At 67.9% G+C, this 26,961-nt stretch carries 24 protein-coding genes; 13 read left to right on the top strand and 11 right to left on the bottom strand.

What is annotated here, in order from left to right; all coding sequences use genetic code 11:
* Positions 1 to 349 precede the first annotated feature (349 nt).
* Together ACQPYH_RS29495 and ACQPYH_RS29490 are read left to right on the top strand one after the other, a co-directional pair.
* Complete coding sequence (locus tag ACQPYH_RS29495; RefSeq protein ID WP_432877801.1) at positions 350 to 706, top strand: effector-associated constant component EACC1; 357 nt, start codon at positions 350 to 352, stop codon at positions 704 to 706.
* 3 nt (positions 707 to 709) lie between these two features.
* Positions 710 to 3,424, top strand: a complete 2,715-nt coding sequence (locus ACQPYH_RS29490) for a caspase, EACC1-associated type (protein WP_432877799.1) — start codon at positions 710 to 712, stop codon at positions 3,422 to 3,424.
* Positions 3,425 to 3,463: 39 nt separating this feature from the next.
* Here the strand turns inward: ACQPYH_RS29490 and ACQPYH_RS29485 are convergent, their stop codons facing one another.
* A complete protein-coding gene (locus ACQPYH_RS29485) occupies positions 3,464 to 4,594 on the bottom strand; it encodes an epoxide hydrolase family protein (protein WP_432877796.1) in 1,131 nt (376 codons plus the stop codon).
* A 54-nt stretch (positions 4,595 to 4,648) separates the two neighbouring features.
* On the opposite strand from ACQPYH_RS29485, the gene ACQPYH_RS29480 reads away from it, so the two are divergent.
* Positions 4,649 to 5,662: a helix-turn-helix transcriptional regulator gene (locus ACQPYH_RS29480; RefSeq protein ID WP_432877793.1), complete on the top strand. Its 1,014-nt coding sequence runs from the start codon at positions 4,649 to 4,651 to the stop codon at positions 5,660 to 5,662.
* A gap of 58 nt (positions 5,663 to 5,720) precedes the next feature.
* On the opposite strand, the gene ACQPYH_RS29475 is transcribed toward ACQPYH_RS29480, so the two are convergent.
* Both ACQPYH_RS29475 and ACQPYH_RS29470 read right to left on the bottom strand, forming a co-directional pair.
* Complete coding sequence (locus ACQPYH_RS29475; RefSeq protein WP_432877791.1) at positions 5,721 to 6,374, bottom strand: response regulator; 654 nt, start codon at positions 6,372 to 6,374, stop codon at positions 5,721 to 5,723.
* The gene (locus ACQPYH_RS29470; protein ID WP_432877789.1) at positions 6,371 to 8,890 is read right to left on the bottom strand and encodes a histidine kinase; all 2,520 of its coding nucleotides are present in this window, start codon (positions 8,888 to 8,890) and stop codon (positions 6,371 to 6,373) included. The genes ACQPYH_RS29475 and ACQPYH_RS29470 overlap by 4 nt, the downstream gene beginning before the upstream one ends.
* A gap of 158 nt (positions 8,891 to 9,048) precedes the next feature.
* Between ACQPYH_RS29470 and ACQPYH_RS29465 the strand changes: the two genes are divergently transcribed.
* Genes ACQPYH_RS29465 through ACQPYH_RS29455 form a run of 3 tightly spaced genes read left to right on the top strand, consistent with a single transcriptional unit; the run spans position 9,049 to position 10,963 of the window.
* Positions 9,049 to 9,393 carry a hypothetical protein gene (locus tag ACQPYH_RS29465; RefSeq protein WP_432877787.1) on the top strand — a complete coding sequence of 115 codons (345 nt, stop codon included), beginning with the start codon at positions 9,049 to 9,051 and terminating at the stop codon, positions 9,391 to 9,393.
* A gap of 8 nt (positions 9,394 to 9,401) precedes the next feature.
* A complete protein-coding gene (locus ACQPYH_RS29460; protein WP_432877785.1) occupies positions 9,402 to 10,076 on the top strand; it encodes a hypothetical protein in 675 nt (224 codons plus the stop codon).
* Positions 10,077 to 10,126: 50 nt separating this feature from the next.
* Positions 10,127 to 10,963, top strand: coding sequence for a methyltransferase domain-containing protein (locus ACQPYH_RS29455; RefSeq protein WP_432877783.1), 837 nt, complete (start codon positions 10,127 to 10,129; stop codon positions 10,961 to 10,963).
* Here ACQPYH_RS29455 and ACQPYH_RS29450 read toward each other — a convergent pair.
* Positions 10,944 to 11,777: an alpha/beta hydrolase family protein gene (locus ACQPYH_RS29450; RefSeq protein ID WP_432877780.1), complete on the bottom strand. Its 834-nt coding sequence runs from the start codon at positions 11,775 to 11,777 to the stop codon at positions 10,944 to 10,946. The genes ACQPYH_RS29455 and ACQPYH_RS29450 overlap by 20 nt on opposite strands.
* Before the next feature lie 194 nt (positions 11,778 to 11,971).
* A complete protein-coding gene (locus ACQPYH_RS29445; RefSeq protein WP_432877777.1) occupies positions 11,972 to 12,844 on the bottom strand; it encodes a DMT family transporter in 873 nt (290 codons plus the stop codon).
* A gap of 123 nt (positions 12,845 to 12,967) precedes the next feature.
* Between ACQPYH_RS29445 and ACQPYH_RS29440 the strand changes: the two genes are divergently transcribed.
* Positions 12,968 to 13,882: a LysR family transcriptional regulator gene (locus ACQPYH_RS29440; protein WP_432877775.1), complete on the top strand. Its 915-nt coding sequence runs from the start codon at positions 12,968 to 12,970 to the stop codon at positions 13,880 to 13,882.
* Here ACQPYH_RS29440 and ACQPYH_RS29435 read toward each other — a convergent pair.
* On the bottom strand, positions 13,857 to 14,651 hold the full coding sequence (locus ACQPYH_RS29435) for a hydroxypyruvate isomerase family protein (RefSeq protein WP_432877773.1): 795 nt from the start codon (positions 14,649 to 14,651) through the stop codon (positions 13,857 to 13,859). The genes ACQPYH_RS29440 and ACQPYH_RS29435 overlap by 26 nt on opposite strands.
* A gap of 60 nt (positions 14,652 to 14,711) precedes the next feature.
* Here ACQPYH_RS29435 and ACQPYH_RS29430 point away from each other — a divergent pair, with 60 nt between their 5' ends.
* From ACQPYH_RS29430 to ACQPYH_RS29415, 4 genes are read left to right on the top strand one after another with little or no spacing between them, the layout of a single operon-like run.
* The gene (locus tag ACQPYH_RS29430; RefSeq protein ID WP_432877771.1) at positions 14,712 to 16,754 is read left to right on the top strand and encodes an alpha-amylase family protein; all 2,043 of its coding nucleotides are present in this window, start codon (positions 14,712 to 14,714) and stop codon (positions 16,752 to 16,754) included.
* The gene (locus tag ACQPYH_RS29425) at positions 16,751 to 17,599 is read left to right on the top strand and encodes a 2-hydroxy-3-oxopropionate reductase (protein WP_432877769.1); all 849 of its coding nucleotides are present in this window, start codon (positions 16,751 to 16,753) and stop codon (positions 17,597 to 17,599) included. Before ACQPYH_RS29430 ends, ACQPYH_RS29425 begins: the two co-directional genes overlap by 4 nt.
* Positions 17,596 to 18,510, top strand: coding sequence for a D-2-hydroxyacid dehydrogenase (locus ACQPYH_RS29420; protein ID WP_432877766.1), 915 nt, complete (start codon positions 17,596 to 17,598; stop codon positions 18,508 to 18,510). The genes ACQPYH_RS29425 and ACQPYH_RS29420 overlap by 4 nt, the downstream gene beginning before the upstream one ends.
* An 8-nt stretch (positions 18,511 to 18,518) precedes the next feature.
* Positions 18,519 to 19,190 (top strand): GntR family transcriptional regulator, encoded by a 672-nt coding sequence (locus ACQPYH_RS29415; RefSeq protein ID WP_432877763.1) that lies wholly within the window; start codon positions 18,519 to 18,521, stop codon positions 19,188 to 19,190.
* On the opposite strand, the gene ACQPYH_RS29410 is transcribed toward ACQPYH_RS29415, so the two are convergent.
* The gene (locus tag ACQPYH_RS29410; protein WP_432877760.1) at positions 19,175 to 19,726 is read right to left on the bottom strand and encodes a dihydrofolate reductase family protein; all 552 of its coding nucleotides are present in this window, start codon (positions 19,724 to 19,726) and stop codon (positions 19,175 to 19,177) included. The genes ACQPYH_RS29415 and ACQPYH_RS29410 overlap by 16 nt on opposite strands.
* Before the next feature lie 265 nt (positions 19,727 to 19,991).
* On the opposite strand from ACQPYH_RS29410, the gene ACQPYH_RS29405 reads away from it, so the two are divergent.
* Positions 19,992 to 21,356, top strand: coding sequence for an FAD-binding oxidoreductase (locus ACQPYH_RS29405; protein ID WP_432877758.1), 1,365 nt, complete (start codon positions 19,992 to 19,994; stop codon positions 21,354 to 21,356).
* Between the two features lie 53 nt (positions 21,357 to 21,409).
* Here the strand turns inward: ACQPYH_RS29405 and ACQPYH_RS29400 are convergent, their stop codons facing one another.
* The 4 genes from ACQPYH_RS29400 to ACQPYH_RS29385 all read right to left on the bottom strand — a co-directional run bounded on the left by ACQPYH_RS29400 (position 21,410) and on the right by ACQPYH_RS29385 (position 23,771).
* Positions 21,410 to 21,892 (bottom strand): hypothetical protein, encoded by a 483-nt coding sequence (locus ACQPYH_RS29400; RefSeq protein ID WP_432877755.1) that lies wholly within the window; start codon positions 21,890 to 21,892, stop codon positions 21,410 to 21,412.
* Complete coding sequence (locus ACQPYH_RS29395) at positions 21,889 to 22,461, bottom strand: hypothetical protein (RefSeq protein WP_432877753.1); 573 nt, start codon at positions 22,459 to 22,461, stop codon at positions 21,889 to 21,891. The genes ACQPYH_RS29400 and ACQPYH_RS29395 overlap by 4 nt, the downstream gene beginning before the upstream one ends.
* A 194-nt stretch (positions 22,462 to 22,655) precedes the next feature.
* The gene (locus tag ACQPYH_RS29390) at positions 22,656 to 23,195 is read right to left on the bottom strand and encodes a dihydrofolate reductase family protein (RefSeq protein WP_432877750.1); all 540 of its coding nucleotides are present in this window, start codon (positions 23,193 to 23,195) and stop codon (positions 22,656 to 22,658) included.
* A gap of 12 nt (positions 23,196 to 23,207) precedes the next feature.
* A complete protein-coding gene (locus ACQPYH_RS29385; protein ID WP_432877747.1) occupies positions 23,208 to 23,771 on the bottom strand; it encodes an NADPH-dependent FMN reductase in 564 nt (187 codons plus the stop codon).
* A 105-nt stretch (positions 23,772 to 23,876) separates the two neighbouring features.
* Here ACQPYH_RS29385 and ACQPYH_RS29380 point away from each other — a divergent pair, with 105 nt between their 5' ends.
* The gene (locus ACQPYH_RS29380; protein WP_432877745.1) at positions 23,877 to 26,900 is read left to right on the top strand and encodes a BTAD domain-containing putative transcriptional regulator; all 3,024 of its coding nucleotides are present in this window, start codon (positions 23,877 to 23,879) and stop codon (positions 26,898 to 26,900) included.
* Positions 26,901 to 26,961: the final 61 nt, after the last annotated feature.

Below are 26,961 nucleotides of genomic sequence, written 5' to 3'. Positions count from 1 at the left end.
GCGCACCGGACAGTTCACGGCGCGGATCGATGGCGGTACGGCGCGAGGCTGCACCGGACCTGGTGGCAGCACGACCGCGCCTGAGGCGAACCCGGAGAAGGAAGCTCTGCCCCGACGTCCCTCCAGAAGGGTAGAGCCCAAAGGAGCCCGGGGTGCGCGAGCACCCCGGGCCTCCCTGCGTGCGTCGGCGGCCTCCTGCGTTGCGGCGGGCGGGCTCCCTGCGTTGCGCCGGCGGCTCCCTGCGTTGCGGCGGCGCGGGCTCTCTGCGTTGCGTCGGCAAATGGCTACCGAACGTTGCGGAACCACGCCCTGACCCGCGATCATGAGTCGCGATCCTGGGAGGGGTTCTGTGGGGGTTTGGGTGCAGGTCGGGTTGGTCGACGACGATCCGGAGTTTGCCGACCGGGGGATACGGCAGTTGCGGCGGGAGTTGGGTGACTTTGACACCCGCGACGTACGGACGGCCGCGCCTGAGGGCAGCAAAGGCGATGCCGCCGTCGCCGGTCAGGTTGCGATCGCGTTGGGCGGTGCCGGCGGGATGGTGTCGGTGCTGGTCACGATTCTCAAGGACTGGCTGGTACGGCGGAGTCCGCAGCAGCGCGTGACGTTGACGATCGGGGCAGACTCGATCGTGGTGGACGCGGCGACGACCGAGGAGAAGGCACGGTTGATCGAGGCGTTCCTCCGCAAGCACGAAGCGAGCTGAACCGTGGGGCGTCGACGGGCGTTGCTGGTGGCGACGTACGAGTACGAGGACGCCGGTTTGCGCCGACTCACCACGCCGGCGCAGGACGCGCAGGCGTTGGCCGACGTACTCGAGGATCCCGCGATCGCCGGGTTCGAGGTGCAGGTGCTGATCAACGAGTCGACGAGTCGCGTGGGCGAGGCGATCGGCGAGTTCTACGCGTCGGCCGAGCGTGACGACCTGACCCTGCTGTACTTCAGCGGCCACGGTCTGAAGGACGACAACGGCCGGCTCTACCTGGCGATGAAGAACACCAAACGCGAGCGGTTGCGGTTCAGCGCGCTGCCGGCGCACATGATCGACGAAGCCGTCGAGGACAGCTCGGCTCGGCAGAAGATCCTGATCCTGGACTGTTGCTACGCCGGCGCGTACACCGTCGAGCGGTTCGCGAAGTCCGACGCAGCGATCCACACCAAGGCCGAACTCGGTGGTCGGGGACGAATCGTGCTGACAGCCACGGACTCGAGGCAATATGCGTTCGAAGGCAGCGAGATCCACGGCGAGGCGGCGCAGTCCGTGTTCACGCGCCATGTGGTGGAAGGGCTGCGCAGTGGTGCGGCCGACCTGGATGCGGACGGCGACATCACCGCGGACGAGCTGTATCGCTACGTGTACGACGCGGTTGTCGCCGAGCAGCCGAGCCAGCGGCCCAAGCAGTTCGCGGACGTCGAGGGCCGGACCGTCCTCGCGGCCAACGTCGGATGGACGCTGCCAGCGCGGATCACAGCAGGTCTTGTGAGCGGGCTCCAACCGCTTCGGCAGGAAGCACTCCAGGAGCTCAGGCAGTTGCTGCAGGCAAGTAATGAGCATGTTCGGCAGACGGCGCGGGCCAAGCTCGAGGAGTTGACCGACGACGACAGTCGCGCGATCTCGGCGACCGCGCAGGCGTATCTCGATGCGCCGCCGCCCAGGCCGCAGCCGGTTGTCAGGTCGGAGCCGAAGGTACGACGGCCTGTTGCCGGGCCGACGTTTGGTGGTGCGGCGAAGGCGGCCGTACGGCGGTGGCGCGACCGCCTGTATCGACCGCCGGTGGACTGGCTGGTCTTCTCCCTAACGACAGCGGCCGCGGCGCTCGCGATCGTGGCGGCGGTGTTGGACCCAACCTGGTACACGATCGCCGTCGCCGTTGTCCTCGGCATTGCGGTGCTAGTACAGCTGAGGCTTCGCGAGGCGGGAACCGCGTTCGTCGCGGGTCTGTTGGTCCCGGGCCTGATGAGTGCTGCTCTGCTGACAAGTTGGCTGACGAATCTCATTCCAGCCGGCCTTCACAACGGTCCCGCATACCTCGGCGCGGCCGCCCACGTCGCCTGGCTCGCGGCGGGCGTCCTCAGCTTCGTCAGATGGCGACCGGCGGAGCCTCATCCTCAGCTCCGGCTCGTGCTCATCGGCGCCGTCGCGGCGATCCTCGTTCTCCTCATCGTGGTCGACCAGTACCGCAGCGGGCCGCACCTCCTCAACCCGGGCACTACCCAGCGCCTGAGCCCAGCCGTCCTCGGCATTCTCGGTGCTGAGCTGGCGATCGCAGGTCCTCTGCTCAACTTCAGCAGGTCGTTCCTCGCCGGCTGGGTGCTCGGCGGGTTCGCCGTCTGGATCGGCCTATTTCACGACCCCAACAGCACACTCGCGTATGTCTTGCTCGCCGTCTGGTTGATCCTCGGCATCGTCGCCGTCATCCGCCCGACCAGCGCCAACCTCCCCACAAGACGCTGGTTCATGGCAGCAACCTTGCTCGCGCCCGCCGTACTCGGTGGTGTCGCGATCGCCGTCGTACCGCCGGCCGCCAAGTCCCCGACCGCGATCGGGCTCGCCGTCAGTCCCGACGACCAGTTCCTGTACGCCGCCGACATCGGCAACGGCCGGATCGTCAAGCTCAGTACGACGACCCGCAAGCAAGTCGGCGACGCGCTCCGAGTCGGCGTCGAACCCAGTCGGCTCGCCCTCTCGCCCGACGGCGCGAAGCTGTACGTGTCGAACACCGGCTCCGGCACGATCTCGGTGATCGACGTGGCAGCATGGAAGGTCGTCGGTCAGATCCCCGTCGCGCCCGACTCCACCGAGTTGACGCTGAGCGCGACTGCGCACCGTCTCTACACGCTCAGCAGGAAGTCCCAGACGATCACCGAGGTCGACACCGAGACGATGCAGACGGTCGGCGGTCCACTCGCCAGCGGACCGAACCCGGCGGACATCGCGGTCGACGACAAGGGCCAGCGGCTGTACGTCGCCGGCGGGTCGGACAGTGTCGCGGTGATCGACACGAAGACCCGTCAGGCGGCGCGCACCCCGATCAAGCTCGACTCCGAACCGCAGGACCTCGCGCGAGGACCGGACGGAATGCTGTACGCGGTCGGCAGTACGACGTACGCGGTCATCAACACGAATGTGGACACGACTCGCCCGACGCCGCAGAACTTGCCGAACGGGTCACGGACCGGAGCGTCGGACGGCAAGAAGCTCTATGTCCTCGGGACCGACGGCGCCAAGGACATGGTCGGGATCGTTGACCTGAGCAACCACCAGGTGGTCGGGTCACTCACCGACGACCTGGGTGCGGCGGTCGAGCTGGCCGTCAGCGAGGATGGCCAGCGGATTTACATCAGCAACTTCTTCGAGGACGGCATTCTCGTACTCGATACCGTCGGGCCGAAGGTCGTCGGCAAGATCGAGCTGAAAAGCTGAACGGACCGGCTCGCAGACAGCGAGCCGGTCCGTGGGATTTCACAGGCTGCCGAAGAACTTCCGCAGGTCGGCGGTCACGTCGTTCGGGCACTCGAGTTGGGCGAAGTGGCCGCCCTTCTCGAAGTTCGACCAGTGCACGATGTTGGTGTTGTCGCGCTCCGCCAGCGGCCGGATCGTCTTGAAGTCGTCCGCGAAGACGGCGACGCCGGTCGGCGCGTGGTTGAGCTGCGGCTCGGCGCCGGAGTTAGCTTCCTCGTAGTGGTAGCGGCCGGCCGCGGCCGAGCTATTCGTGAACCAGTACAGCGAGACCTCGGTCAGGATCTGGTCGCGGCTGACCAGGCTGGTGCCGTTGCCGAAGTTGTTGAAGAGTTCGTTCCAGGCCAGCTGGCCGACGGGGGAGTCGGAGATGCCGACGGCAACGGTCTGCGGACGGGTCGAGTTGATCGCGTTGTACCCGCCGACCGACTGGAACCACTTCAGGTGCTCGAGCGCCGCGTAATCCTCCGGCGTGAACTTCTCGAACTCGGCCGGGTCACCCGACGGGAACGAGAACAGTTGCAGGACGTGCAGCCCGAGGAAACCTTCCGGGTTCAGTACGCCGAGCTCACGCGAGATCATCGCACCGCCGTCGGACCCGTGCGCGCCGTACGACTCGTAGCCCAGCCGCCGCATCAGCGTGTCGTACGTGCGCGCCACCCGCGCCATCGTCCAGCCCCGGTCGACCAGCGGCGTGCTGAAGGCGAAGCCCGGCATCGACGGTACGACGACCGAGAACGCGTCCGCGTCCGATCCGCCGTACGCCGCGGGGTCGGTCAGCGGGCCGATCATGTCGAGGAAGTCGACGAACGAACCGGGGTAGGTGTGCAGCAGGAGCAGCGGCGTCGCGCCCTCCACCGCGGACGGCACGTGGATGAAGTGGACGGTCTGGCCGTCGATCTCGGTGAGGTAATGCGGGAACTCGTTCATCCGCGCTTCCTGCTCGCGCCAGTCGAACTTGTTCTGCCAGCGGTCGACCATCTCGCGGAGGTAGTGGTTCGGGGTGCCGAGGTCCCAGTCGTCGCCGGGAGCGGCCTCGGGGAGCCGGGTCCGCGCGAGGCGGGCCTGCAGGTCGTCCAGGTCGGCCTGGTCGATCTTGACGGTGAAGGACTGGATGCTCTCGTTTGTGCTCATGGGTTTACCGTAGAATCCGTATAGGAACATTAGATTCCTAATTGGGAGACTGATTTGCTGGAGACTTCGCAGCGCCTTCTCAGCCTGCTCGCTCTGTTGCAGACGCGGCCGGCGTGGACCGGCACTGAGCTGTCCGAGCGGCTCGAGGTGACGACGCGGACGATCCGCAACGACATCGACCGGCTCCGCGAGCTCGGATACCCGGTCGACGCGACCCGCGGCCCGTCCGGTCACTATCAGCTCGGCGTCGGCGCGAAGCTTCCTCCGCTGCTGCTCGACGACGAGGAGGCAGTCGCTGTCGCGGTCGGTCTGCGTACCGGCGCCGGCGTGATGGGGATGGCGGAGAGCAGTACGCGCGCGCTGACCAAGCTCGAGCAGGTCCTCCCGCACCGGCTCCAGCGCCAGGTCAACGCGATCCATCGGGCGATGGAGAAGGGGCCCGACAACACCGGTTCGAACGTGGCGGATCCCGAGATCGATCCCGCCGTACTCGCGACGATCGCCGCCTGCATCCGCGACGAGCACTACCTGCGCTTCGAGTACGCCGTCGCTGCGGGAAGCCCGACCCGTGGCGCGGGCTCCGGCGTCGTACAGGACTTGCCGATCCTCGTCGAGCCTTATCGCCTGGTGAGCTGGCAGCGCTACTGGTACCTCGTTGCGCGGGACGAGCAGTCGGCATGGCGGACGTACCGCGTCGACTGGATAACGTTGCGGATGGCAACGGGTCGCAAGTACCAGGCCCGCCCGATCCCCGACGAGGACTACACCGACTTCGTACTGCGCGACGTCGCAACCACCGGCTGGAAGGTCCACGCCCGCATCACCGTCGACGCCCCCGCCCAGGAAGTCCTCTCGAGAATCCACGCAGCCGTAGGCATCGTCGAATCCATCGACGACAACACCTGCGTCCTTGTCACCGGCGCCGACTCCCTCGAAATCGTCGCCGTCTACATCGGCATGCTCGGCCTCGACTTCCACGTCGACGGCCCACCCGAACTCCTCACCCACCTCCAAACCATCGGCAACCGCTACCTCAACGCGATTGGTTCTTCTAACGACAGGAGGTAGTCGGCAAACTCACGGATTCGCCGGACGGGTCAAACGTGGATGAGGGCCGCGTCGGCGACTACCTCCTGTCGTTAGGTTCGCCAAGGCCGGCGTTCCGGGCTTGGATGATGGCGGTGGAGCGGTCGGCTATGCCTAGTTTGGTGAAGATGGTGGAGACGTTGTTGGCGACCGTCTTGGACGCGAGGTTGAGGCGGTCGGCGATGGCTGGGTTGGATAGGCCGGCGGCTATCAGGTCGAGGATCTGGCGTTCTCGGGTGGTGAGGTCGGGGAACGGGTCGTCGGCGGGTGGTGGGGCGGAGAAGAAGGTGAGGACGCGGCGGGCGACGCCGGGGCCGAAGATGGCTTCGCCGGCGGCTACGGCGCGGATGGCGCGGGCTATTTCTTCTTGTTCGGCGCCTTTGACGAGGTAGCCGCGGGCGCCGGCGCGCATGGCGGCGAAGACCGAGTCGTCGTCCTCGAACATGGTGAGGACGAGTACGGCGGTGTCCGGCGCTGATCGGGCGAGCTCGCGGGTGGCGGCGAAGCCGTCGAGGTCGGGCATCTGGAGGTCGAGTACGGCGACGTCGGGGCGGCTGGTGATGACCTCGCGGACCGCCTCGCGGCCGGTGGACGCGACGCCGACGACCTCGATGCCGGGGAGCGAAGTCAGGAGGGCTGCGAGGCCGGCTCGGACCACCGGATGGTCGTCTGCCAGCACCACACGGATGGTCATCGCGGCTCCAGCGGGGCGGTCGTTGTGGCGGTCGTTGTGGCTGTCGGCGGGACGGTCGGCGCGGCAGTTGTCCTAGCCGGCGTCGTAGCTTCCGTGGTAGCTGCTGTCGTGGCGAGGGGGAAGCTGGCGCGGACCAGGCCGCCGGTTGGGGTTGGGCCGGCGTTGAAGGTGCCGCCGAGTTCGGCGGCGCGTTCGCGCATTGCTTGCAGGCCGACGCCGGGGCGCCAGGCGCCGTTCGGTGGGCCGTCGTCGGTCACCTCGATCTCGAGGTCGCTGCCGCAGCGGAGCGCGAGTACTGCGGATGTCGCGCGTGAGTGCCGGACGACGTTCGTGAGTGCTTCGGTCGCGATGCGGTACGCCGCGACCTCGAGCGCGGCCGGCAACGTCGGCAGACCGTTGGCCGAGACCGCGACGTGGATCGTGGCCCCGTCGGCCCGGAATGACAGCTGGTCAGCCCGCTGCCGCAATGCTCCGACGAGGCCGAGCTCGTCCAATGCGGGAGGCCGCAGGTCGTCCACGAGACGGCGGATATCGCCGATCGCAGTCCGGGTGTCAGCACGCAAACGGGTGAGAAGCTCAACAGCCCGCGAGGTGTCGGGGGAGGGCGGCGGTGCGTCGGCGGAGCCCCGCGTCCCGTTGGGAGAGGGAGGTGGCGGCGCGTCAGCGGTGGAGCCCGGCGTGTCGTTGGGGGGAGGAGGTGGGTGCGCGTCAGCGGCGGAGCCCCGCGTCCCGTTGGGAGAAGGGGGTGGCGGCGCGTCAGCGGTGGAGGCCTGCGTGCCGTTGGGGGGAGGAGATGGGTGCGCGTCAGCGGTGGAGCCCCGCGTCCCGTTGGGAGAGGGAGGTGGCGGCGCGTCAGCGGTGGAGGCCTGCGTGCCGTTGGGAGAGGGAGGTGGCGGCGCGTCAGCGGTCGAGCCTTGCGTGCCATTGGGAGAAGGGGGTGGCGGCGTGTCAGCGGTGGAGACCTGCGTGCCGTTCGGGGGAGGAGGTGCTGGTGGGTCGGCTGAGCGCTGCGTGCCGTTGGGGGGAGGGGATGGGGGCGGGGCGGGGGTGATGAGGTTTGCGACGGCGTCTGCTGAGAAGGCTATGCCGGTGAGGGTGGGGCCTAGGCCGTCGTGGAGGTCTCGGCGGAGGCGGCGGCGTTCTTCTTCGCGGGCGGAGATTAGCTTCTCGCGGGAGGACTGGAGCTCGGCGGACAAGCGGGTCGCGTGCACAGCAACGGCGAGTGGTACGGCGACGAGTGCGAGCACGCTGCGGTCCGCGGAGGACAGCCCGGACTCGCCCGACCGCACACCGATGTCCAGCGAGCCGACGACCTCCCCGCCGTACGAGAGTTCCAGCGGTACGACGGCTCCAAGCGTGCCGTCGACGGCGATCACCTCGCCGTCGACTGTCAACGCGGCGTACGGGAGACGTAGCGCGGAGCGGATCGCGGCGACGACACCGGGGAGCCCGGCGGAGAGCTGCTCGCCGACGCGTGACGCGACGCGTGCCGGGTCGTGCCGATCGCCGTACAGCGCTCGATCGACAAGCTGCTGCAATCGGGGAAGAACCGGCGCAATGATCAATGCGACAAAGACCGTAACCGCGGCAGACCGACCGACCTGCGACGCGATCAGCGAGTCGAGCAGCGCGACCAGTACCGCGTAGATGCCAATAGCAACCAACGACAGCAGACCCCAGGTCAGCGCACGCGAGATCACCAACCGGATGTCGAGCAGCTGGTAGCGAACGATCGCGACCGCCACCGAGATCGGGATGAGCGGAATCGCCAGCAGCACGAGGATCGGCGTACCCGTGACGAAGGCCCACGGCGTGACGAACAGGATCGCGATCACCGATGCCAGCAGCAACCACAGGAGTTGCCGTCGGCCCGTTTCATCCGCGCGCCGGTACCTGACCGCTAGGCAGACGATGGCCAGCAGGATCGCGAGCAGGTTGCGCAGCTCGGTCAAGGTCCACACTGGCTGCAGATCGTCATACGACGGGATCGCGAGATAGCCCCGCGGGAGATCGGGCGCGATCGGGTCGCCGCTGCCGACCATCTCCAGGACGAACAGCGGTGCGGTGGCGATGATGCCGATGGCCGCCCAGCGCCACCGTGGCGAGAGCAGGTGGCCGGTCGGGAAGAGCAACAGGGCCAATGGAAGGAACAGACCGATCGACCATGGCCAGGCGGCCGAAGAGATCGTGACGAAGACCCGCTGGGCGGACAGTGATCCGCCCTGGGCACCGATGAACTCGGCGAGCGCGCCGGCCAGCGGCGTCGTCGCGTGGCCGATCCCGTCGGCGAGGAAGAGCCAGCCGATCGGGTTGGACGGCCGGTGCCACGCGATGACGGCGCCGCAGAGACCGAACGTCAGCGCCATCAAACCGTTGGTCACCATGAACGAGTCGACCATCTCGTGCCAGCCCCAGCCGATCGCGAGGAGATAGCCGACGGCGACCGCGACCTCGGCGACCACGAAGCCGGCGAGCAGGCCGACAAGGCCCCGTCGGCTCGCTGCGGTGGTGGTCATACCCGAAGTGTGCGCCCAAAGGGTTCCCGGCGTCTCGGGATCGGAATCCCGGTCGGCGCGGGGAACCGCCTGAGCCCGAGGGAGCGCACGCCCAGGCCCGACCCCCATCCGGCGAGCGACGGTTGGGCAATCGGAAACACTGATGAGGGGGTAATGAGATGAACAAGTTCGGGTTGGTTCTGCTCGGACTGCTCGGCGTGGCGGATCTGGCCACGCCGTTGACGACGGACGGGGATCACCCGCCGATGAGCATCGCCATCGGTTCCGCCGTGATCGGGCTGCTCAGCCTGGTGCTGGTGGGACTCGCCTGGCGCGGGAAGCGGTGGGCGCTCGCTCCGCTGATCACCCTGCGGATCGCGTCCGCGCTGCTGGCGGTGCCGGCCTTCTTCGCCTCCGACGTACCCGGCGCAGCGGTTGTCGCGGCCGGTGTCGGAGTCGGAGCGACGATCGTCGGCGTGGTTGCGGTGCTGCTCCCGCGGCGTGAGTTGGCAGGTGCGCGATGACGCAAACAATGACGCCTACGAGGGGCTCAGACATCCGCCCGCTGTGGCGATGGACGGCGGCCCTGATCCTTCCGATCGGCCCGGCGGCGGTGGCGTTGCTGCGGTACTTCCTGCCCTACAACACAACTGACGACGTTCCGACAATCGTCAATAAGATTGTCGACAATCTCGATCGCAGTTCGTTCGTGCTGTGGCTCGGCTACATCGCGTTCCTGACGCTGGTGCCCGGCGTGTACGTCGTCGGCCGGCTGACGCGGCGCAGTACGCCGTGGCTGACCGCGGTCGCGGTGGTCCTGATGGTCGCGGGGTACCTGTCGCTGCCGTGGACCGCGTCGAGCGACGTGTTCACCTGGTCGGCGGGTACCGCGGGGCTCGACCCGGCGTCGATCGCGAAGGCCGCCGACGTCACGCACGGCTCGATGAACATGGCCGGCTTCGTCTTCGTGATCGGTCACGTCCTCGGCACGATCCTGCTCGGCATCGCGCTGTGGCGCTCCCACGTCGGTCCGCGCTGGGCCGCGATCGCGGTGCTGGTCTCGCAGCCGATCCACTTCGTGGCCGCGGTCATCGTCAGCAGCCACACCCTCGACCTGATCGGCTGGGGTCTGGAGGCAGTCGGGTTCGCCGCGGTGGCGTGGGTGATTCTCCGAATGCGCGACGACGAGTGGCAGCCGCTCCCATGAGACCGGCCCCGGCCGGCACTACGCTCGGCGTACTGAAGGGGGAGATCAGCATGACCGATACCGAAGTGCCGGGCGGGGCGGGGTTCGTCACCGAGCGCGGCAGTTTCAAGGCCGCGCACGTGGCCGACCAGAACGTCGATCGCCAGGCGTTCATCCTGGACCAGATGGCGGGCCGGCCCGCCGTACGCACCTTGAAATCGTGGGCACTCGACCAGCTCGCGCCGACCGCGGGGGAGACGGCGGTCGACGTCGGCTCGGGTACCGGCGAGGACGTGGTCGCGCTCCACAAGCTGGGCGCCAAGGCAGTCGGTGTGGAGCCGAGTCCCGGTCTGCGAGCCGAAGCGGTACGGCGGGCAGCCGGCGCGGACGTCGAGTACGTCGATGGTCACGCCGAGGCGCTGCCCTTCGAGGACGAGTCGGTCGACGCACTGCGCTCGGAGCGAGTCCTCCAACACGTCGACGACGCCGCCGCGGTCGTGAAGGAGATGGCGCGAGTACTGCGGCCAGGCGGCCGGATCGTGCTCATCGACACCGACTGGGGTACGGCGATCATCCACCCGGCGGATCCCGACGTACTGCAGCGGATGGTCGGCTACTTCCTCCGCGAATCCGCGAACCCGTATTCCGGCCGCCAACTGCGCGGTCTCCTCGCGGACGCAGGTCTCGAGATCACCGGCGAAACGGCCGCAACGTGGCTCGAGCCGCAAGAGGGCGCACGGCAAGGATTCGTCGGCATGATGCACCTGACCTCGTTGCAGGCCGGTGTGATCACGCCTGAAGAGGCCGAAGCGTTCGCGCAGACTCTCGGCGAGGCAGCCGATCGCGGCGCGTTTCACATGTCGTTGACGATGTACGCCGTCAGCGCGATCAAACCCCGTGCTGTTTGAAGAAGGTGACCGTCCTCGCCATCGAGGTCGGCCAGGCCGGGCCGAACGCGTGCTCCTCACCTGGATAGGTGTAGAGCGTCGCGTTCTTCCCGGCCGCCTTCAGCACGGAGAGGCTCTCGCGTGACCAGGCGATCGGGCAGGTCGAGTCGGACTCGCCGTGATGGATCAGCACGGGTTCGGTCACGCGGTCGAAGAAGTTGACCGCGGACAGGTTCCGCCAGAAGGCCGCATTGCGTGACGGTTCGCCGTACCGGCGCAGGAGTTGGGCGGCGAGCGGGCGATCCGGTCGGGTCCAGCGGTTGAAGTTGTCGGCGGCATCCGAGCTGACCGGCGCGAACACGACCGCGGCTTTCACCAACCCTGGCTGGGCGACGAGCGTGTTGTACGTGACGCCTCCGCCCATCGATCGGCCGAGCATCCCGATCCGCGCGGGATCGACGTACTGCGAGGTCTTCAGCGCGAGGACTGCGTTGATGGCGTCCTCGGTGTAGCCGAGGCGCAGGGTGAGCTCGGCGTTCGGGTCCTTCGAGGACTGTGCGTGGTTGCGGTAGTCGGTGTGCAGTACGACGTACCCGCGGCGTGCGAGGTAGTCCTGTTCGCGCATCAGCCCGCGGCCGTTGGTGTAGACGGCTGGATCGATGTAGCCGTGGTTCAGGACGAGCGCCGGGTGCGGTCCTGGTGTCGACGGGACGTTCATGATTCCGGAGATTGTCAACAATCCGCTGCGATAGCTGACGTGATAGCGGGTGTACGCCGGGTTGCGCGCGAGCACGCGCTCCAGTTTGAGAGCCCCGCCGTTGTACTTCTTCGTCATCAACGCCTGCAACGAAACAGGGTCCGCGGGAGTGGCACGAGGGGACGGCGTAGTTGGGGGAGTTGAGACGGATGACGTGGTGGGCGTCGGGGAGGTCGCGGTCGCAGGCGGCGCAGGGGGTACCGCCTCATCGGTGGTGCAACCGATCGCGGCCGTCGTCACGAGCGCGACGACTCCCGCCCACGCCATCCGGCTCATACCGTCAAGTCTGCCGTCGCCTCCGGCGAACTCCGCGAAAGTTCCGGCAACGATTGCTGGCTCAGGTGCGGCCGCCACTGCACGATCAGTACGGCGGACAGCACCAGCGCCCCGCCGATCCACTGGGTAGCACTGAGCTGTTCCCCGAACACCACAGCCGCCGCGCCCACCGTCACCACCGGCTCGAAGATCGACAGGATCGACGCAACCGACGGACCGACCCGCGCCATCCCCGCGAAGAACAACAGGATCGCTGCGACCGTACTGATCAACGCCACCGCTGCCAGCCACAGCCAGCCGATAGGCGCGAAGTCGAGATCGACGCCCCGGAAGAGCCCAAGAACAAGAAAGGTGCCGAAGGCCCCTGTGCACACCAGCGCAGTCAACGCCAGCGGCGGTACGTCGGCCGTCAGCGAATCGCCCACGAGGATGTACCCGGTGTAAACGATTGGTGCCCCCAACGCCAGCAGCACACCCAGCACGTCGAACTGCCCGGAGAGCGCCCCGCTCAGCACCAACCCGATCCCGACCAGCGCGGTCGCCAGCGCCCAAACTCGCCGGCGCGACGCCCGCTCCCGCCGCAGTGCGAGCGCCGCAACCATCACCAGGATCGGATACAGGTACAGGATCAACGCGACCAGCGACGCATCCAGTCGCGCGAGTGCGGAGAAGTACAGACCGGACTGCGCCGCGTAGCCGAACACACCCATGCCGAGCCCGGTCAGCACAGCCCGTCGCGGCAGATTGCGCAGTGAACCGCGGGCGAGCGCGACGATCAGCAGTAGCCCGCCGGCGAGGCCGAAGCGGACCAGCAACAGCGCATCGACCGACACGCCCGCGTCGTACGCGAGCTTGCCGAACACGGCCATGACTCCGAAGGTGGCGGCGGAAAGAAGGCAGAAGAGGCGTCCCACACCATCGATGGTCAGACCAGTAGACCGTTCACGTCCATCGCGGCTTCACGGACAGCATTGTGAAGCTAAGCTGAACGAATGATGGATCTGCACCGGCTGCGTCTACTGCGCGAGGTCCACGGTCGCGGCACCGTCCACGGCGCGGCCCGAGCGCTCGGGTACTCGCCCAGCGCGATCTCCCAACAGCTGGCCGTCCTCGAGCGCGAAGCCGGTACGCCGTTGCTCGAACGGGTCGGCCGCAACGTCAGGCTCACCGCCGCGGGCCAGGTCCTGGTCCGGCACGCGACCACGCTGCTCGACGGCGTCGAGGCGGCCGAGGCCGAGTTGGCCGCAGTCGCCGCTGGGCGAGTCGCCGGGGTCGTTCGGATCGGTGCGTTCCAGTCCGCCTTCATCCGCGTCGTCGCGCCGGCGATCCGCAGTCTCGCCGCCGCACACCCGGACATCCGCATCGAGGCAGCCGAGCTAGAGGTCGAACAAGCCGCGCCCGCGCTCCGGTTGCAGCAATTGGACGTGATGGTCGGCGACGAGTACGACGGCCAGCCGCGCGCCGTACACACCGATCTCTTGCGTGAACACCTGCTCCGCGAACACATCCGCGTCGTGCTCCCGGAGGACCATCCGTCGGCCGCGGCTGATCGGGTCCCGATTGCCGAGCTCGCCGACCTGCCGTGGGCGGCTTGTCAGCCAGGGACCGGTCATCGCGAGATGCACGTCCGCGTATGCCGCGAGCTCGGCGGGTTCGAGCCCGATCTGCGCTACAGCTCCGACGACTTCCTGATCCTGCTCGAACTCGTCCGTACGACGGGTGCCGGCGCGCTCCTGCCGGATCTGGTGATCGGCCAGGGTGCACCGGGTGTCGCCGTACGACTGCCGGCCGAAGGTGCTGTCGGGCGAGCGGTCTTCCTGCTGACCCGACGTACCAGAACGCCTGCTGTAGCAGCGGTTGTGGATGCCCTGACCGAGGCCGCTAGTCGAGCCACGCCAGGCTGGTGAGCGTGTCCGTCGTCGGCTTGTACTCGCAGGCCGCGACGCCCTGATAGCCGGCCGCCTTCAACGCATCGAGCGTCGCGGCGATCGGCAGTGATCCGGATCCGGGTTCGCCGCGCCCCGGGCTGTCAGCGAGCTGGACGTGAGCGACCGGCGCCGATGCCGCCGTGGCGAGTAGGTCGACGCCGTTGCTGCCGAGGTGGAAGGTGTCGAAGAGCATCGACAGATTGTCGACATCCTGCAATCCAGCAATCAAACGAAGTACATCGTCCGCGGTGAGCAAGGGATAGCGGCCGTTCAGTCCCTCGGTGAGCGGCTCGATCAGCACCGTCCCACCCAGAGCCCCGACTGCCGCGGCCGCAGAACGGATCGCGTCCGATGCCGTCTTGGCCTGCTCATCCGCCGACCAGCGGTCGTCGAGCTGCCCGTAGAGCAAGTTGAACAGCCGGCATCCGGTCCGCTCGGCGATACCGACCATCGCCGAAACGTTGGCCGCGAGCTGCTCCTGCCGATCCGGATGCGACGCGACCCCACGCTCGCCGCCCGCGATGTCCCCGCCGTAGAAGTTCAGAGCCCCCAGCGAGATGCCGCTGGCTGAAACCATTCGCACGAAGTCGGAGATCTCGGCCGCCGACGGATCCGCTACCGCGAACGGCCACCACGACTCCACGACCCGAAAGCCGGCCGCTGCGGCCGCGGTGAACCGCTCCGCATAAGGCAGCTCGGTGAACAGCATCGACACGTTCGCGCTCAGCTCGTGCCCGCGGTACTCCATGTCTCGGAGGCTAACACCGGCTCTTGCCAGTCGTGCATTCTTGTCTAACAATTTCATCCTATGGATAACTGGCCTCGGACCGCGACCCGCTGGGCCCAGATCACGCTGGCCGAGGACGATCCGGCCCACTTCGACGCGGACTTCTGGCTGCGCCTGATGCGCGACAGCAAGTCGAACGCGACCTGCATCAGCGCCGGCGGGTACATCGCCTACTACCCGACGCAGCTCGAGTACCACCACCGCAGCAAGTACCTCGCTGACACCGACCCGTTCGGCACGCTCGTCGAAGGCGCCCGCAGCCTCGGCATGACCGTGATGGCCCGCGTCGACCCGCACGCGATCCACGCCGACGCGGCCGAGGCGCACCCCGAGTGGCTGGCCCGCGACCGGGCCGGAAACCCGATCGAGCATTGGGCGTACCCGGGCGTCTGGCTGACGTGCGCGTTCACGCCGTACCACCGGGAGTTCCTCACCGAGGTGATCCGCGAGATCGTCCGCGAGTACGAGGTGGACGCGGTCTTCGCGAACCGGTGGGAGGGGTACCTCGGGATCTCGTACAGCGAGGGCGCGCGCAAGTCGTTCCGGGACGAGTGCGGTCTCGAGTTGCCGCTCGAGGAGCATGGCGACAACTGGCCGGAGTACGTCGCGTGGCGGCATCGGCGACTGGGCGAGCTGGTCGGGATCTGGGATCAGGCGGTCCGCGATCTCCGGCCGCACGCCCGGTTCGTGCCTAACCTGGGCGCGCTCGCGGCCCGCGACCTCGCCCGCGATCTGGTCGAACCAGTCTCACCACTGTTCATCGTCGACAAACAGGGCCGGCACGGGATCGAGGCGCCGTGGGTTGCCGGGCGGGCCGGCAAGCGCAACCGCGGGGTGTACCCGGACCGGCCGGTGCAGCTGATCACGTCGGTCGGGCCGGAGCACAAGTACCGCTGGAAGGATTCGGTCGCGCCGGCTGAGGAGACGAAGACCTGGATTGTCGACGGGTTTGCACAAGGTGCCCTGCCGTGGTTCACGAAGTTCAACGGGACCATCCAGGACCAGCGCTGGGTCCAGCCGGTTGTCGAGGCGTTCAACCTGCACGCGACGGTCGAACCAGTCCTGCGTGACCTGCAGATCACCGCCGAGGTCGCGTTGCTGGACGCGAGCCGGATCGGGCAAGTGAGGGCCGGAGACAACGACCACGAGGATGGCTTCTACCAGGCGCTGGTCGAGGCGCGGATCCCGTTCGAGTTCGTCGCCGACCAGGTCATGACGCTGGAGCGACTGCGTGCGTTCAAGGTCGTCGTACTCGCGAACGCTGAGCAGTTGAGCGACGAGCAGTGCGCGATCTTGCGCTCGTACGTCGAGGGCGGCGGGTCGCTCGTGGCGGCGTACCAGAGCTCGTTGTACGACGAGCGCGGGGCGGCTCGCCCCGACTTCGGGCTTGGCGACGTACTCGCTGTGCGGCTGACCGACAAGAGCCGGCCGGTGCAGAACAACTACATCGCGCTGATGGATGCGCATCCGCTGAACGCCGGGTTCGAGGGTACGAAGCGAATCATTGGCGGGACCCACATCATCGGCGTCGAGTCGGGCGCGGTGGCGCCGTTCCGGTTCATCCCGGACTTCCCGGATCTGCCGATGGAGGAGGTCTATCAGCGGGAGGCACCGGACAAGCCCGCGGTGGTTTGCACGGAGAACGCTGCCGGCGGCCGGACGGTGTACTTCCCGTTCAATCTCGGCGCGCTGTTCTGGGAGGCGCTGCAGTCCGACCACGGACGGCTGATCGGGAACGCCGTCTCGTGGGCGCTCGGGAAGACGCCGGACGTGAGTGTCGAGGGCGCGGGGTTGGTCGATGTTGCCGTCTACAAGGGTGATGCCGGCGCGGCCGTTGCCCTGGTCAACCTGACGAATCCGATGGCGATGCGCGGACCGATCCGGGAGACCTTGCCGTTGCCGCCGCAGACCGTGTCGATCGCCGTACCCACGGATCGGGTGAAGGTGCGGCTGCTGGTGGCCGGGACGGACGTCGAGCCGAACGTGGTCGACGGCCGGGTCGAGGTCGTGATTCCGACGGCAGGACTGCTCGAAGTCGTGCACGTGGATTGGAGTGAGGAATGAGGATCGGGTTCATCGGCCTCGGCGTGATGGGTCGTCCGATGGTCGACAATTTGATTGCCGCGGGCCACGAGCTCTCGGTGTACCGCGGGCGGACCGAGGTCGACGCGTACGTGGGCAGTTCGGCGAAGGAGGTGGCCGAGCGGTCCGAGGTCGTGATCCTGATGGTGCCGGACACGCCGGATGTCGAGTCGGTCCTGTTCGCGCCGGCCGGGGTGGCCGAGGGGCTGCAGGCGGGTTCGCTGGTGATCGACATGAGCTCGATCTCGCCGACCGCGACGATCGGGTTCGCGCAGCTGATCGAGAAGCTCGGCTGTGAGTACCTCGACGCGCCGGTGTCGGGCGGCGAGCTCGGCGCGCGGGACGGGACGCTGACGATCATGGTCGGCGGGCGGACCGAGGTGTTCGAGCGGGCGCGGCCGATCTTCGACATACTCGGGAAGAACATCACGTTGATCGGCGGGCCCGGCGCGGGGCAGACCGCGAAGGTCGCGAACCAGATCATCGTTGGGCTGACCATCGAAGCGGTCGCCGAGGGGTTGTTGTTCGCCGAGCGGGCGGGCGCGGATCCGGCCGTCGTCCGCGAGGCGCTGATGGGCGGGTTCGCGAGTTCGCGGATCCTCGAGGTGCACGGCGAGCGGATGGTCAAGGAGACCTTCGAGCCCGGGTTCCGGATCCGCCTGCACCGCAAGGATCTCGGCCTGGCGATCCAGGCCGCGGCCGAGCTCGACCTCGCCCTGCCGAATACTGCGATGACGCAACAGTTGATGAACGCCGCGGTCGCGGACGGCGACGGCGAGCTGGACCACTCCGCGCTGTACCGGACCTTGCGATGGGACCATCCATGATCGTTGTCGTTGGCAAAGAATCACCGGCGTACGTCGAAGCGACCGGGGGCACCCGAGTGCGGTTCGTCGACTCGCTCGACGATGCGGCGGACGTCTTCGGAGAGCTGGAGGCGATTGTCGGCCACGTCTCGCCGGATGTGCTCGCGAAGACGCCGAGGCTTCGCTGGGTGCACAGCCCGTCGGCCGGCGTGGACTCCGATCTCACGCCTGAGATGCGGGCGTCGTCGGTCGTGCTGACGTCGAGCGCCGGGAACGGCGGGATCCCGCTCGCCGAGCACTCGATGCTGCTGATGCTCATGCTGAGCCGCGACGTACCGCGGTGGATGCGCGCGCAGGCCGAGCACCGCTGGGACCACTACCGGCACGCCGAACTCGCCGGCCGGACCGTGGGCATCTACGGCCTCGGTAACTCGGGCATCGATCTGGCGCAGAAGGCGAAGGCGTTCCACATGCGGACGCTCGGCGTACGACGGCGCCCGGACCAGCCGTCGCCGTATGTCGACGAGCTGTGCGATCTGGACCAACTGCTGGCGGAGTCCGACTTCGTGGTCGTGACGGTGCCGCGGACGCCGACGACCGCCGGGGTGTTCGACCGGGACGCGTTCGCGCGGATGAAGTCGTCGGCGTACTTCATCTGCATCTCGCGCGGCGGGATCGCGGACGACGACGCGCTGCTGGAAGCCTTGCGGACGGGGCAGATCGCGGGCGCCGGTCTGGATGCGCACGGCGTGGAGCCATTGCCGGCCGAGAGCCCGTTCTGGTCGCTGCCGAACGTCATCGTCACGCCGCACAACGGCGCCACCAGCGACGGCAATCTTCGCCGCTCGCGGGAGATCGTTGCCGAGAACATCCGCCGGTTCGTCGCGGGCGAGCCGTTGCACAATGTAGTCGACAAGATCCACGGTTACTAAGGGGTGTCGTGAGTACCGACGCGCATCTGGAGCTCGGGCCGTCGTCGCTGACGGACGCACTCTACGAGTCGATCCGCAAGCGCATCGTGAACGGTGAGATCCCGCAGGGGGAGAAGCTGACGGAGGTCCGGCTGGCCACGGAGTACAACGTGGCCCGGCCGACCGCCAAGGCAGCGCTCGAGCGGCTGACCGGGCTCGGGCTGCTGCGGCGTACGGCGCACAAGACCGCGGTCGTCCCGGTGCTCGACGAGGCCGAGATCCGGGACCTGTTCTTCAGCCGGATCACGATCGAGAAGGCCGCGGTGTCCGCACTCGCCGCGACCGGCGAGGTGCCGGCCGACGCGGCGCGGGCCCAGGTCGCGATCGAGTACGCCGCCCGCGACCGCGTGTTCGAGAACCAGGTCGACGCGGACATCACGTTCCACACCGCCCTCGTCGCCGGGGTCGGGAGCCGGCGCTTGTCTCGGATGCACGAGCTGATCATCGGCGAGGTCCACCTGTCGATGGGCCAGTACAAGGCCCACCGGAAGGTTGACCCGTCGACGGTCGCCTCGGAGCACGCCGCCGTACTGGAAGCCATCGCCGCCGGCGACCCGGCCGCTGCCGCCGACCACATGGCCCACCACCTCGAGCAAGCCGAAGGACGTCTTCTCAGCACGCTGCCTCAGACGAGGTCGTGACGGAGCAGGACGGTCCGGTTGTCGAACGAGCGGGTCTCCGCCAGGCGGAGGTTGCGGCGATCGGTGGGCTGGTAGACAGGCTTGCCGCCGCCGAGGATCACCGGGTGCACGATCACGTGGTACTCGTCGAGCAGCCCTAGCTCGGTCAGCGCCGCCGCCACGCTCGCGCTGCCGGTGAGCAGGATGTCCTTACCCGGCTCATCCTTGATCGCCCTGATCTCCTCAGGCGACCGGATGATCCGGGTGTCCCAGTCGGCGCTCTCCAAGGTCGTCGACAGGACGACCTTCGGAGTACTGCGCCAGACCGGTGCGAACTGGATCGCGTGCTCGTCCGGGTTCATCGACTCGGCGTTCGGCCAGTACGACGACATCATGGTCCAGACCGTTCGCCCGTACAGGAAGAGATCGGCGCGCTCTGTCAGGCCCATCGAGTAGTCGCCGAGCTCCGGACCGAGCTGCGCCCAGTCGAACTCGCCGTTCGGGCCCTCGATGAAGCCGTCGAGCGACTGGTGCACGTAGTACATGATCTTCCGCATGATGTCCTCCAGCTGATGGTTTGTCTCCTGGTCGGAGCCGACCCGCCCGCCTTGACATGGGATTGACGAAACCCGTCCGGCTTGGGAAGGTCGTGGTGAACGGGCGGGGTCTGGGGGAGGGCCGCGGTGCCCGTCGGGGGTTCAGACGCTCTCTGGGGAGAGATATTCGCGCTGCTCTCGACGGCGACGACCGGTCTGCGCGGTGTGCGTGTGTGTGGTGGACGCGTGCGCCGATCTGCGACAGGCGACAGTTCGGGGAGCGGACATGAGTGCGATAGAGGACCTGCGGGAAGGCACCAGAGGACAGGTCTTCACCGAAGGTGACGAGGGGTACGACGCGGCGCGCCGCGTCAACAACTGGATGCACGACAAGCGGCCGCAGGCGGTCGTCCGGTGTGAGAACGCCGGCGACGTGATGGCGGCCATCGACTACGCCCGGGCTCAAGGGCTCGAGCTCGCGGTCCGCGGCGGCGGACACAGTGTGCCGGGCTTCGGCACGGTCGACGACGGTGTCGTGATCGACCTGGGCGAGATGCGCAACGTGCGCGTCGATCCGGTGACCCGGACCGCGCGGGCCGGCGGCGGCGCGACGTGGGGCGACTTCAATGCGGCCACGCACGCGTTCGGGCTGGCCACGACCGGCGGCATCATCTCGACGACCGGCGTCGGCGGACTGACGCTCGGCGGCGGGATCGGGTATCTGGCCCGCGGGCTCGGGTTGTCCTGCGACAACCTGATCTCGGCCGACGTGGTGACCGCGGACGGGAAGTTCCTGATCGCGAGCGAGAAGGAGAACGACGACCTGTTCTGGGCGCTGCGTGGTGGTGGCGGCAACTTCGGCGTCGTGACCGCGCTGGAGTTCCGGCTGGCGCCGGTGTCGATGATCTACGGCGGCCCGATGTTCTTCGAGCTGTCCGACGCGGCCGCCGTACTGACGGGATTCCGGGAGCTGATCAAGGACGCGCCCGAGCAGTTGGGCGGGTTCCCGGCGTTCCAGATCGCGCCGCCGCTGCCGTTCATCCCGGAGAACCGGCATGGCGAGCCGTTCGCCGCGATCGTCGGCTGCTGGGCCGGCGACCTCGACGAGGGCGAGGCGCAGATCTCGAAGTTCCGCGAGTTCGCGCCGGTGATGGCCGAGATGGTCGGACCGATGCCGTACCCGGCGCTGAACGGCGCGTTCGACGCTTTGGTGCCGGCCGGTCTGCAGCACTACTGGAAGGCGAACTTCGTCACCGAGCTGACCGACGAGGCGATCCAGGCGCACCTGCGGCACGCGCCCGGTCTTCCGTCGGTGAACTCGACCGTCCACATCTATCCGATCAACGGCGCCTGCCACCGAGTCACGCCAGACGCGACCGCGTTCGCCTATCGCGACGCGAACTTCGCCACGGTGATCGCCGGCATGTGGCCGGACCCGGCACAGAACGACGCCGGGATCGAATGGGTGCGTTCGTACTACGACGACGTGGCGCCGCACTCCGAGGCCGGCGGGTACATCAACTTCATGGCCGAGGACGACCAGAGCCGGATCCGGGACAACTACCGGCAGAACTACGACCGGCTGGTCGAGGTCAAACGCAAGTACGACCCGGCCAACGTGTTCCACCTCAACCAGAACATCGCGCCTTAGGCAACTAACGGGGGTGCGGCCGGTACCCCGTACCGGCCGCACCCCCAGCGTTGTCAGAGGGTCAGGAGGCGCTGGAAGAAGGCGCGGTAGCGCTGGAGCGCCGAACGCAGGTCTTCGGTCGACGGCTCGCCGCCGGACCACTGCTGCTCAAGGCCCTGGTGCTGGCGGTCGAAGCTGTCCGCCAGGTTCTTCAGCACGTCGTCGACCAGCGAGTCGGCCTCGGTGACGGCCTTGCGCGGGTCGTCAACGAACCCTTGCTGGATGACCTCCCAGCGAGCCCGGTAGTCCACGACGGCTTCCTCGGCCACCAACGGCTCATCGGCCGCCGGCGTGGCGGTCATACCGTTGTCGGTCCGGTCCGCAACGCGCTCATCGGCCATGCGGTCATCGGCGACACGGTCGTCGGCCATGCGGTCCTCGGGCATCCGGCGGTCGTCGGCCATGCGATCGTCGGGCATCCGGCGGTCGTCCAGGGCGGGGTCGTTGGCCGCGGAATCGAGATCGGTGTCGTAGCGGCGGTCGTCTGACATGGTCATGCTTGCTCCTCGGCGGTCGTCGGGCGGGTGTGGCGATCTGTGCTGTCGTGCAGCAATGCGTCGACCAGTTGGCCGTAGGCGGTGACCGCCTGGCGCAGGTCCTCGGTGCCGGCCTCCCCACGGGAGTCGGCGACGGCGACCCGATGCGCGTCGCGGTAGTGCGCCGCGACCTCCGGGTGCTCGACCGAGATGTCGTTGACCCGCTGGTCGAACTCGTCCACCGGGTAGCCGGACTCGCGCATCATCCGCAGTACCAGCCGATCAGCATCGGCGACCGCACCGGCGGGGCGATCCACGAAGCTCTGTCGTATCTCGGCCCACTCCGCCTCGTAGGCGGCCGCGGATCCTCGGCTCAGCGGCGCGATGTCGAGCTTCGACACGCGCCGTTCCCGGCTGCGCAGTTCGCGTTCCGCGCCGCGCCGGTCACCCGACTGCTCGAGCGTGCGTTCGTACTCCGGGCCGAACCGCTGCTGCAGTTCGCCGGAACGTCTGCGCTGGTACATGAACAACAGCGCGGCCGCCGCGAGTACCACGACGACGATGATCACGATGGTCAGGACGGTACCCATCAGAACTCCAGTGCGATTGGCTGAACGGGCCCGCGACCGCGCAGGGCGCAGCGATCGCAGAGACCCCCGGGCAGACGGTCCCCAGCGCCGCCTTCACATTCCCCCGTGGACCGTCCGGTACCCACGCCCTACGCACACAAGCGTCCGGCCCGCACACCTTTGTCTAGGTGTGCGGGCCGGAAGGGAACGCCGGCTCAGGCCTTGGGGCCGAGCTTGTGGACGACGATGCCGGACTTGAACGTCGTCGTACCGAGCAGTTCGAGGTGGGTGAGGTCGACGTTGTCGCCGCGGAACATGTTCACGCCGTCGGCCACCACCGGGAAGATCCAGAAGTGGTACTCGTCGACGAGCTTGTTCTCCAGCAGCGTCTTCGAGAACGACCCGGTGCCGTACTTGATCAGGTTGCCGCCCTCCTCCTCCTTGAGCCGGCGGACAGCCTCGGCCGCGTCACCCTCGAGCGGTTGTGCGTTCCACTTCCACTCGGTCAGCGTGCGGGTGGCGACGTACTTCGGCATCGCGTTGAAGTGGTCCGTGAACGGGTCGCCGCCGCGCTGCATCCACGCGTCCGCGAAGCCTTCGTACGTGACGCGGCCGAGCACCTGTGCGTCGACGCCTTCCATCAGGCCCTGCGAGTACGCGGCGTGCTCGTCGTCCCAGTACGGCGGGCTCCAGCGCTGCGGTTCGTCGATGACGCCGTTCAGCGTGATGAACGTGGTTTCGATCAGCTTCCTCATGGGTCTTTCCCTTCAGTGTTTGTACGGACGCTTCGTACGGGCGTCCTGGAGTGTTTCGGCCCACCAGACGAGCTGGTCGAGCATGAGTTTGGCTTGCGCCTCGTAGCCGGCGGACGGCTTGGGCCAGCCGCCGTCGGCGGTGAACTGCTCCCAATAGCAGGGCAGTGCGACGGTGTTGCGAATCGTGACGGCTTGGAGCTCGGTGAAGACCTGGCGCAGCTGAGCAATGGCGTAGCAGCCCCCGCTCTCCCGGCCGTAACTGACGATCGCGACCGGCTTGGCGTGCCATTCCTCGTAGTACCAGTCCAGTGCGGTCTTCAGCGATGCCGGGAAGCTGCAGTTGATCTCCGGGGTGACGACGGCGAACGCATCCGCCGCAGCCAGCCTCGGAGCCAGTACGGCGACCTGTGCCGGCGTCTCGTCGTCGGTGTCCGGCAGGGTCGTCGGGAGGTCCGCGGTGGCGAGGTCGAGGAGATCGACCTCGAACTGCTTGGCCGCTTGCTGTGCCAGCCAGTGCGCCACGGTCGGTCCGAACCGGCCACGCCGGGTGCTGCCGATGATCACTGCCAGTCGCATCTGTCTGCCTCCTCCCGGTCTGCTTCCGTCTGACACAGACTCTGCCGGAAGGCGTTTACGGTTTCTTTCCGGTTTTTGCGCCGGAGGCCGGAATAGGGTGCCCTCATGCGTTTCGGGGTGCTGGGACCGGTGACGGCGTGGACAGACGCGGGGGAACCCGTGGTCGTCCAGGGCCTGAAGGTACGCGCGCTCCTGGCCGACCTGCTGGTCCACGAGGGTCGCCCAGTGCCCGCGGACCGGCTCATCGACGACCTGTGGGGCTCTCAGGTGCCTGGCAATCCGGCCGGGACCCTGTCCGCCAAGGTGTCCCAGCTACGTCGAGCTTTTGAGGACGCTGAGCCAGGCAGCCGCTCGCTGGTGCAGTCCGGCCCGGCCGGCTATTCGGTGTCCGTTTCAAGTGCCAACTGCGACTCGCTGCGTTTCGGTGAGCTGGTGGACGCAGGTTCGCTCGACGAGGCACTGGCGTTGTGGCGCGGTCCGGCGTACGCCGACTTTGCAGACAATGCCTTCGTCGAGACCGCTGTGGCTCGGCTGACGGATCTCCGCCTGACTGTGCTCGAACGGGCAGACTTGCCCGTTGTCGATCTCGCAGCGCTCGTCAAGGAGCATCCACTGCGCGAGGGCTTGCGGGCCGCGCACATGAAGGCGCTGTACCGCGCCGGCCGTCAGAGTGAGGCGCTGGACAGCTATGCACAGCTGCGCGACCTGCTGCTCGATGAGCTCGGTCTGGACCCCAGCCCTGAGCTGGTCGCCCTGCAGCAGTCGATCCTCACTCAGGACCTGCCCCATGCCCGCAACAACCTGCCGGCCGCGCTGAGCGAGCTGATCGGTCGCGATGATGCTCTGGCTGAGGTTGACGCCAGTCTGGCGAGTTCGCGGCTGGTAACCCTCACGGGGCCTGGGGGAGTGGGCAAGACCCGCCTAGCTCTCGCCGCGGCCGCCGCGACGGCAGACCGGTTCGCTGACGGCGTTGTGCTCGTCGAGTTGGCTGCCATCACACCGGATGCGTTGTCGGTCGCCAACTCGCTCACAGACGCGGTGCAGACCGCCCTGGACCTCCGCGACACCGGTGGCTCGTCCGCAGTCGACCGACTGGCCGCAGTGATGGGGTCACGACTGCTGGTCCTGGACAACTGCGAGCAGGTGATCGACGACGTTGCTGCGTTGACGGACCGGCTGCTTGCGACTGCTCCGGGACTGCGTGTGCTCGCAACAAGCCGTGAGCCGCTCGGACTGGCCGGTGAGGTCGTGTGGAGCGTTCCACCGCTGGAGGTGCCGCTGCCTTCGCTCCGCCCCGAGGAGGCAAGTGAGTGCAGTGCGGTGCAGCTGTTCGCGACGCGTGCTGCTGCAGCGTCACGTGGCTTCGCGCTGACCGACGAGACCGTGGCTGACGTTGCAGTGCTCTGCCGGCGGCTGGACGGCATCCCGTTGGCGTTGGAGCTCGCTGCAACACGGGTGCGCGCGTTGGGCGTGCGTGGACTCGTTGCGCGGCTGGACGACCGGTTCCGGTTGCTGGCGACGGGTCATCGGGGCGCTGCGCCGCGACAGCAGACTCTGCACGCGATGATCGACTGGAGCTGGGAGCTGCTGGCGCCGGAAGAGCAGTCAGTCTTGCGACGCCTCGCAGTACATGCCGACGGCTGTAGTGCGGAAGCTGCGGCGGCGGTGTGCGGCGAGGACGACGTACTGGATGTGCTGGTGCGGTTGGTCGACCGGTCGCTCGTCGTACCGGTCGAGGGGACGCGCTTCCGGCTGCTCGAGTCTGTCGCGGCGTACTGCGTCGACAAGCTCCGAGAGGCTGGCGAGCTGGAGTCCGCCCATCAGCGGCACTTGTCGTACTACGTGTCGCTGGCTGAGGCTGCACGGCCTGGACTGTTCGGTGGTGAGCAGAGTAGATGGCTGCAACTGCTGGACGATGACTCCGCCAACTTCCGGACCGCACTGGATCGAGCTGTGGCCACTGGGCAGCTGGACCTGGCTGAACGGCTTGTCGATGCACTGGCCTGGTACTGGTTCCTGCGTGGGCGTCATCTCGAGGCCATGCGGTCTCTGGACGCCGTCCCAGGCTCTGCTCGGGCTGGCGCGTGGCGGGCCGGGTACATGTACCTGCTTGGTCAGCCTGACGCTCCAGCCGAGCGGGACCGCTGGGTGGATGCCGCAGACGCGATGGGGCTGTGGTGGATCGCCAATGCTGCCAGCGACGCCGGAGACCTTCCGACGTGCGAGGCGATGCTGGACCGGGCGCTGAAGAGGTTCGAGGCCGACGAGGACCAGTGGGGTGTCGCGGCCGTGCTGGCTGCGCGTGCGAAGCATGCGCAGGTGCGAGCGGATCTGCCGGCTCTCTATGACAGCGCGTGCGAGAGCATCAGGATCTTCCGTTCGCTGGGGGACCGGTGGGGCGTGCTGCAGGCGACAGGTTGGTTCGGCGCGTACTCGGAACTCGTCGGCGACTTCGACGAGGCGCAGCGGCTCCATCTAGAGGGCGTCCAGGCCGCGGAGGAGCTCGGACTCTGGCCGGAGGTCGCCAGCGCGTTGGGCATGCTCGGCTGGACGTCGATCCGGCAGGGCCATTACGAGTCGGCGCGCACGTACGGCGAGCGTGCGTTGCGGCTGGCCACCGAGCAAGGGCAGCGCTCGACGCAGGCCCTGGCGGAGCTCGTGCTCGGCTTCGCGGCACGTCGTACCGGAGCTTTGGACGAGGCGTCGGAGCGGTTGCAGGCGTTGATCGACGCCGCGCGGCTGCAGAAAGAGTCGGTCCTCTATCTGTCGATCGTTTTGGAGGAGCTGGGGTTCGTCAGAGAGCTCCAGGGCCGGCCGGAGGACGCGCTGGCGCTGCATACAGAGGCCTTCCAGGTGTCCGTGGACTTCGACTCGCTGCGGGGCATGTGCTGGGCGCTGGAGGGGCTTGCTGCCTGTCATCCGGACAAGACCCTGGCAGCTGTCCTGCTGGGGTCTGCGGCTGCCACGCGGGCGTCGGAGAACTACCTGATGGCCGCCACCGAGACCGAGGATCTCGACCGGGCTGTCGCCGCGGCCGCTGTCCTGGGCGAGGCGGCGTACGAGGCGGCGTACGCGCGCGGCGCCACCTTGAGCCCGACCCAAGCGTTCGAGCTGCTCGTCCGCCAGTAGATGTTCTGTGGTTGAGATTATTGGTCTGCCGAAGTAGTTTTGCTCCCGAGCCAACTTCGAC

Origin of the sequence: Kribbella sp. CA-245084, from assembly GCF_050942355.1 — a bacterium.
GTDB lineage: Bacteria > Actinomycetota > Actinomycetes > Propionibacteriales > Kribbellaceae > Kribbella.
This window is presented reverse-complemented; position numbering and strand designations above follow the sequence as displayed.

Bases quoted from the DNA above. Each gene is read 5' to 3' on its own strand.
- ACQPYH_RS29460 (WP_432877785.1), top strand. From the start codon at position 9,402: ATGACGCCTACGAGGGGCTCAGACATCCGCCCGCTGTGGCGATGGACG.
- ACQPYH_RS29470 (WP_432877789.1), bottom strand. From the start codon at position 8,890: ATGACCACCACCGCAGCGAGCCGACGGGGCCTTGTCGGCCTGCTCGCC.
- ACQPYH_RS29435 (WP_432877773.1), bottom strand. From the start codon at position 14,651: ATGGAGTACCGCGGGCACGAGCTGAGCGCGAACGTGTCGATGCTGTTC.
- ACQPYH_RS29400 (WP_432877755.1), bottom strand. From the start codon at position 21,892: ATGACCATGTCAGACGACCGCCGCTACGACACCGATCTCGATTCCGCG.
- ACQPYH_RS29380 (WP_432877745.1), top strand. From the start codon at position 23,877: ATGCGTTTCGGGGTGCTGGGACCGGTGACGGCGTGGACAGACGCGGGG.
- ACQPYH_RS29475 (WP_432877791.1), bottom strand. From the start codon at position 6,374: ATGACCATCCGTGTGGTGCTGGCAGACGACCATCCGGTGGTCCGAGCC.
- ACQPYH_RS29430 (WP_432877771.1), top strand. From the start codon at position 14,712: ATGGATAACTGGCCTCGGACCGCGACCCGCTGGGCCCAGATCACGCTG.
- ACQPYH_RS29440 (WP_432877775.1), top strand. From the start codon at position 12,968: ATGATGGATCTGCACCGGCTGCGTCTACTGCGCGAGGTCCACGGTCGC.
- ACQPYH_RS29395 (WP_432877753.1), bottom strand. From the start codon at position 22,461: ATGGGTACCGTCCTGACCATCGTGATCATCGTCGTCGTGGTACTCGCG.
- ACQPYH_RS29405 (WP_432877758.1), top strand. From the start codon at position 19,992: ATGAGTGCGATAGAGGACCTGCGGGAAGGCACCAGAGGACAGGTCTTC.
- ACQPYH_RS29455 (WP_432877783.1), top strand. From the start codon at position 10,127: ATGACCGATACCGAAGTGCCGGGCGGGGCGGGGTTCGTCACCGAGCGC.
- ACQPYH_RS29390 (WP_432877750.1), bottom strand. From the start codon at position 23,195: ATGAGGAAGCTGATCGAAACCACGTTCATCACGCTGAACGGCGTCATC.
- ACQPYH_RS29385 (WP_432877747.1), bottom strand. From the start codon at position 23,771: ATGCGACTGGCAGTGATCATCGGCAGCACCCGGCGTGGCCGGTTCGGA.
- ACQPYH_RS29485 (WP_432877796.1), bottom strand. From the start codon at position 4,594: ATGAGCACAAACGAGAGCATCCAGTCCTTCACCGTCAAGATCGACCAG.
- ACQPYH_RS29445 (WP_432877777.1), bottom strand. From the start codon at position 12,844: ATGGCCGTGTTCGGCAAGCTCGCGTACGACGCGGGCGTGTCGGTCGAT.
- ACQPYH_RS29450 (WP_432877780.1), bottom strand. From the start codon at position 11,777: ATGACGAAGAAGTACAACGGCGGGGCTCTCAAACTGGAGCGCGTGCTC.
- ACQPYH_RS29465 (WP_432877787.1), top strand. From the start codon at position 9,049: ATGAACAAGTTCGGGTTGGTTCTGCTCGGACTGCTCGGCGTGGCGGAT.
- ACQPYH_RS29420 (WP_432877766.1), top strand. From the start codon at position 17,596: ATGATCGTTGTCGTTGGCAAAGAATCACCGGCGTACGTCGAAGCGACC.
- ACQPYH_RS29410 (WP_432877760.1), bottom strand. From the start codon at position 19,726: ATGCGGAAGATCATGTACTACGTGCACCAGTCGCTCGACGGCTTCATC.
- ACQPYH_RS29425 (WP_432877769.1), top strand. From the start codon at position 16,751: ATGAGGATCGGGTTCATCGGCCTCGGCGTGATGGGTCGTCCGATGGTC.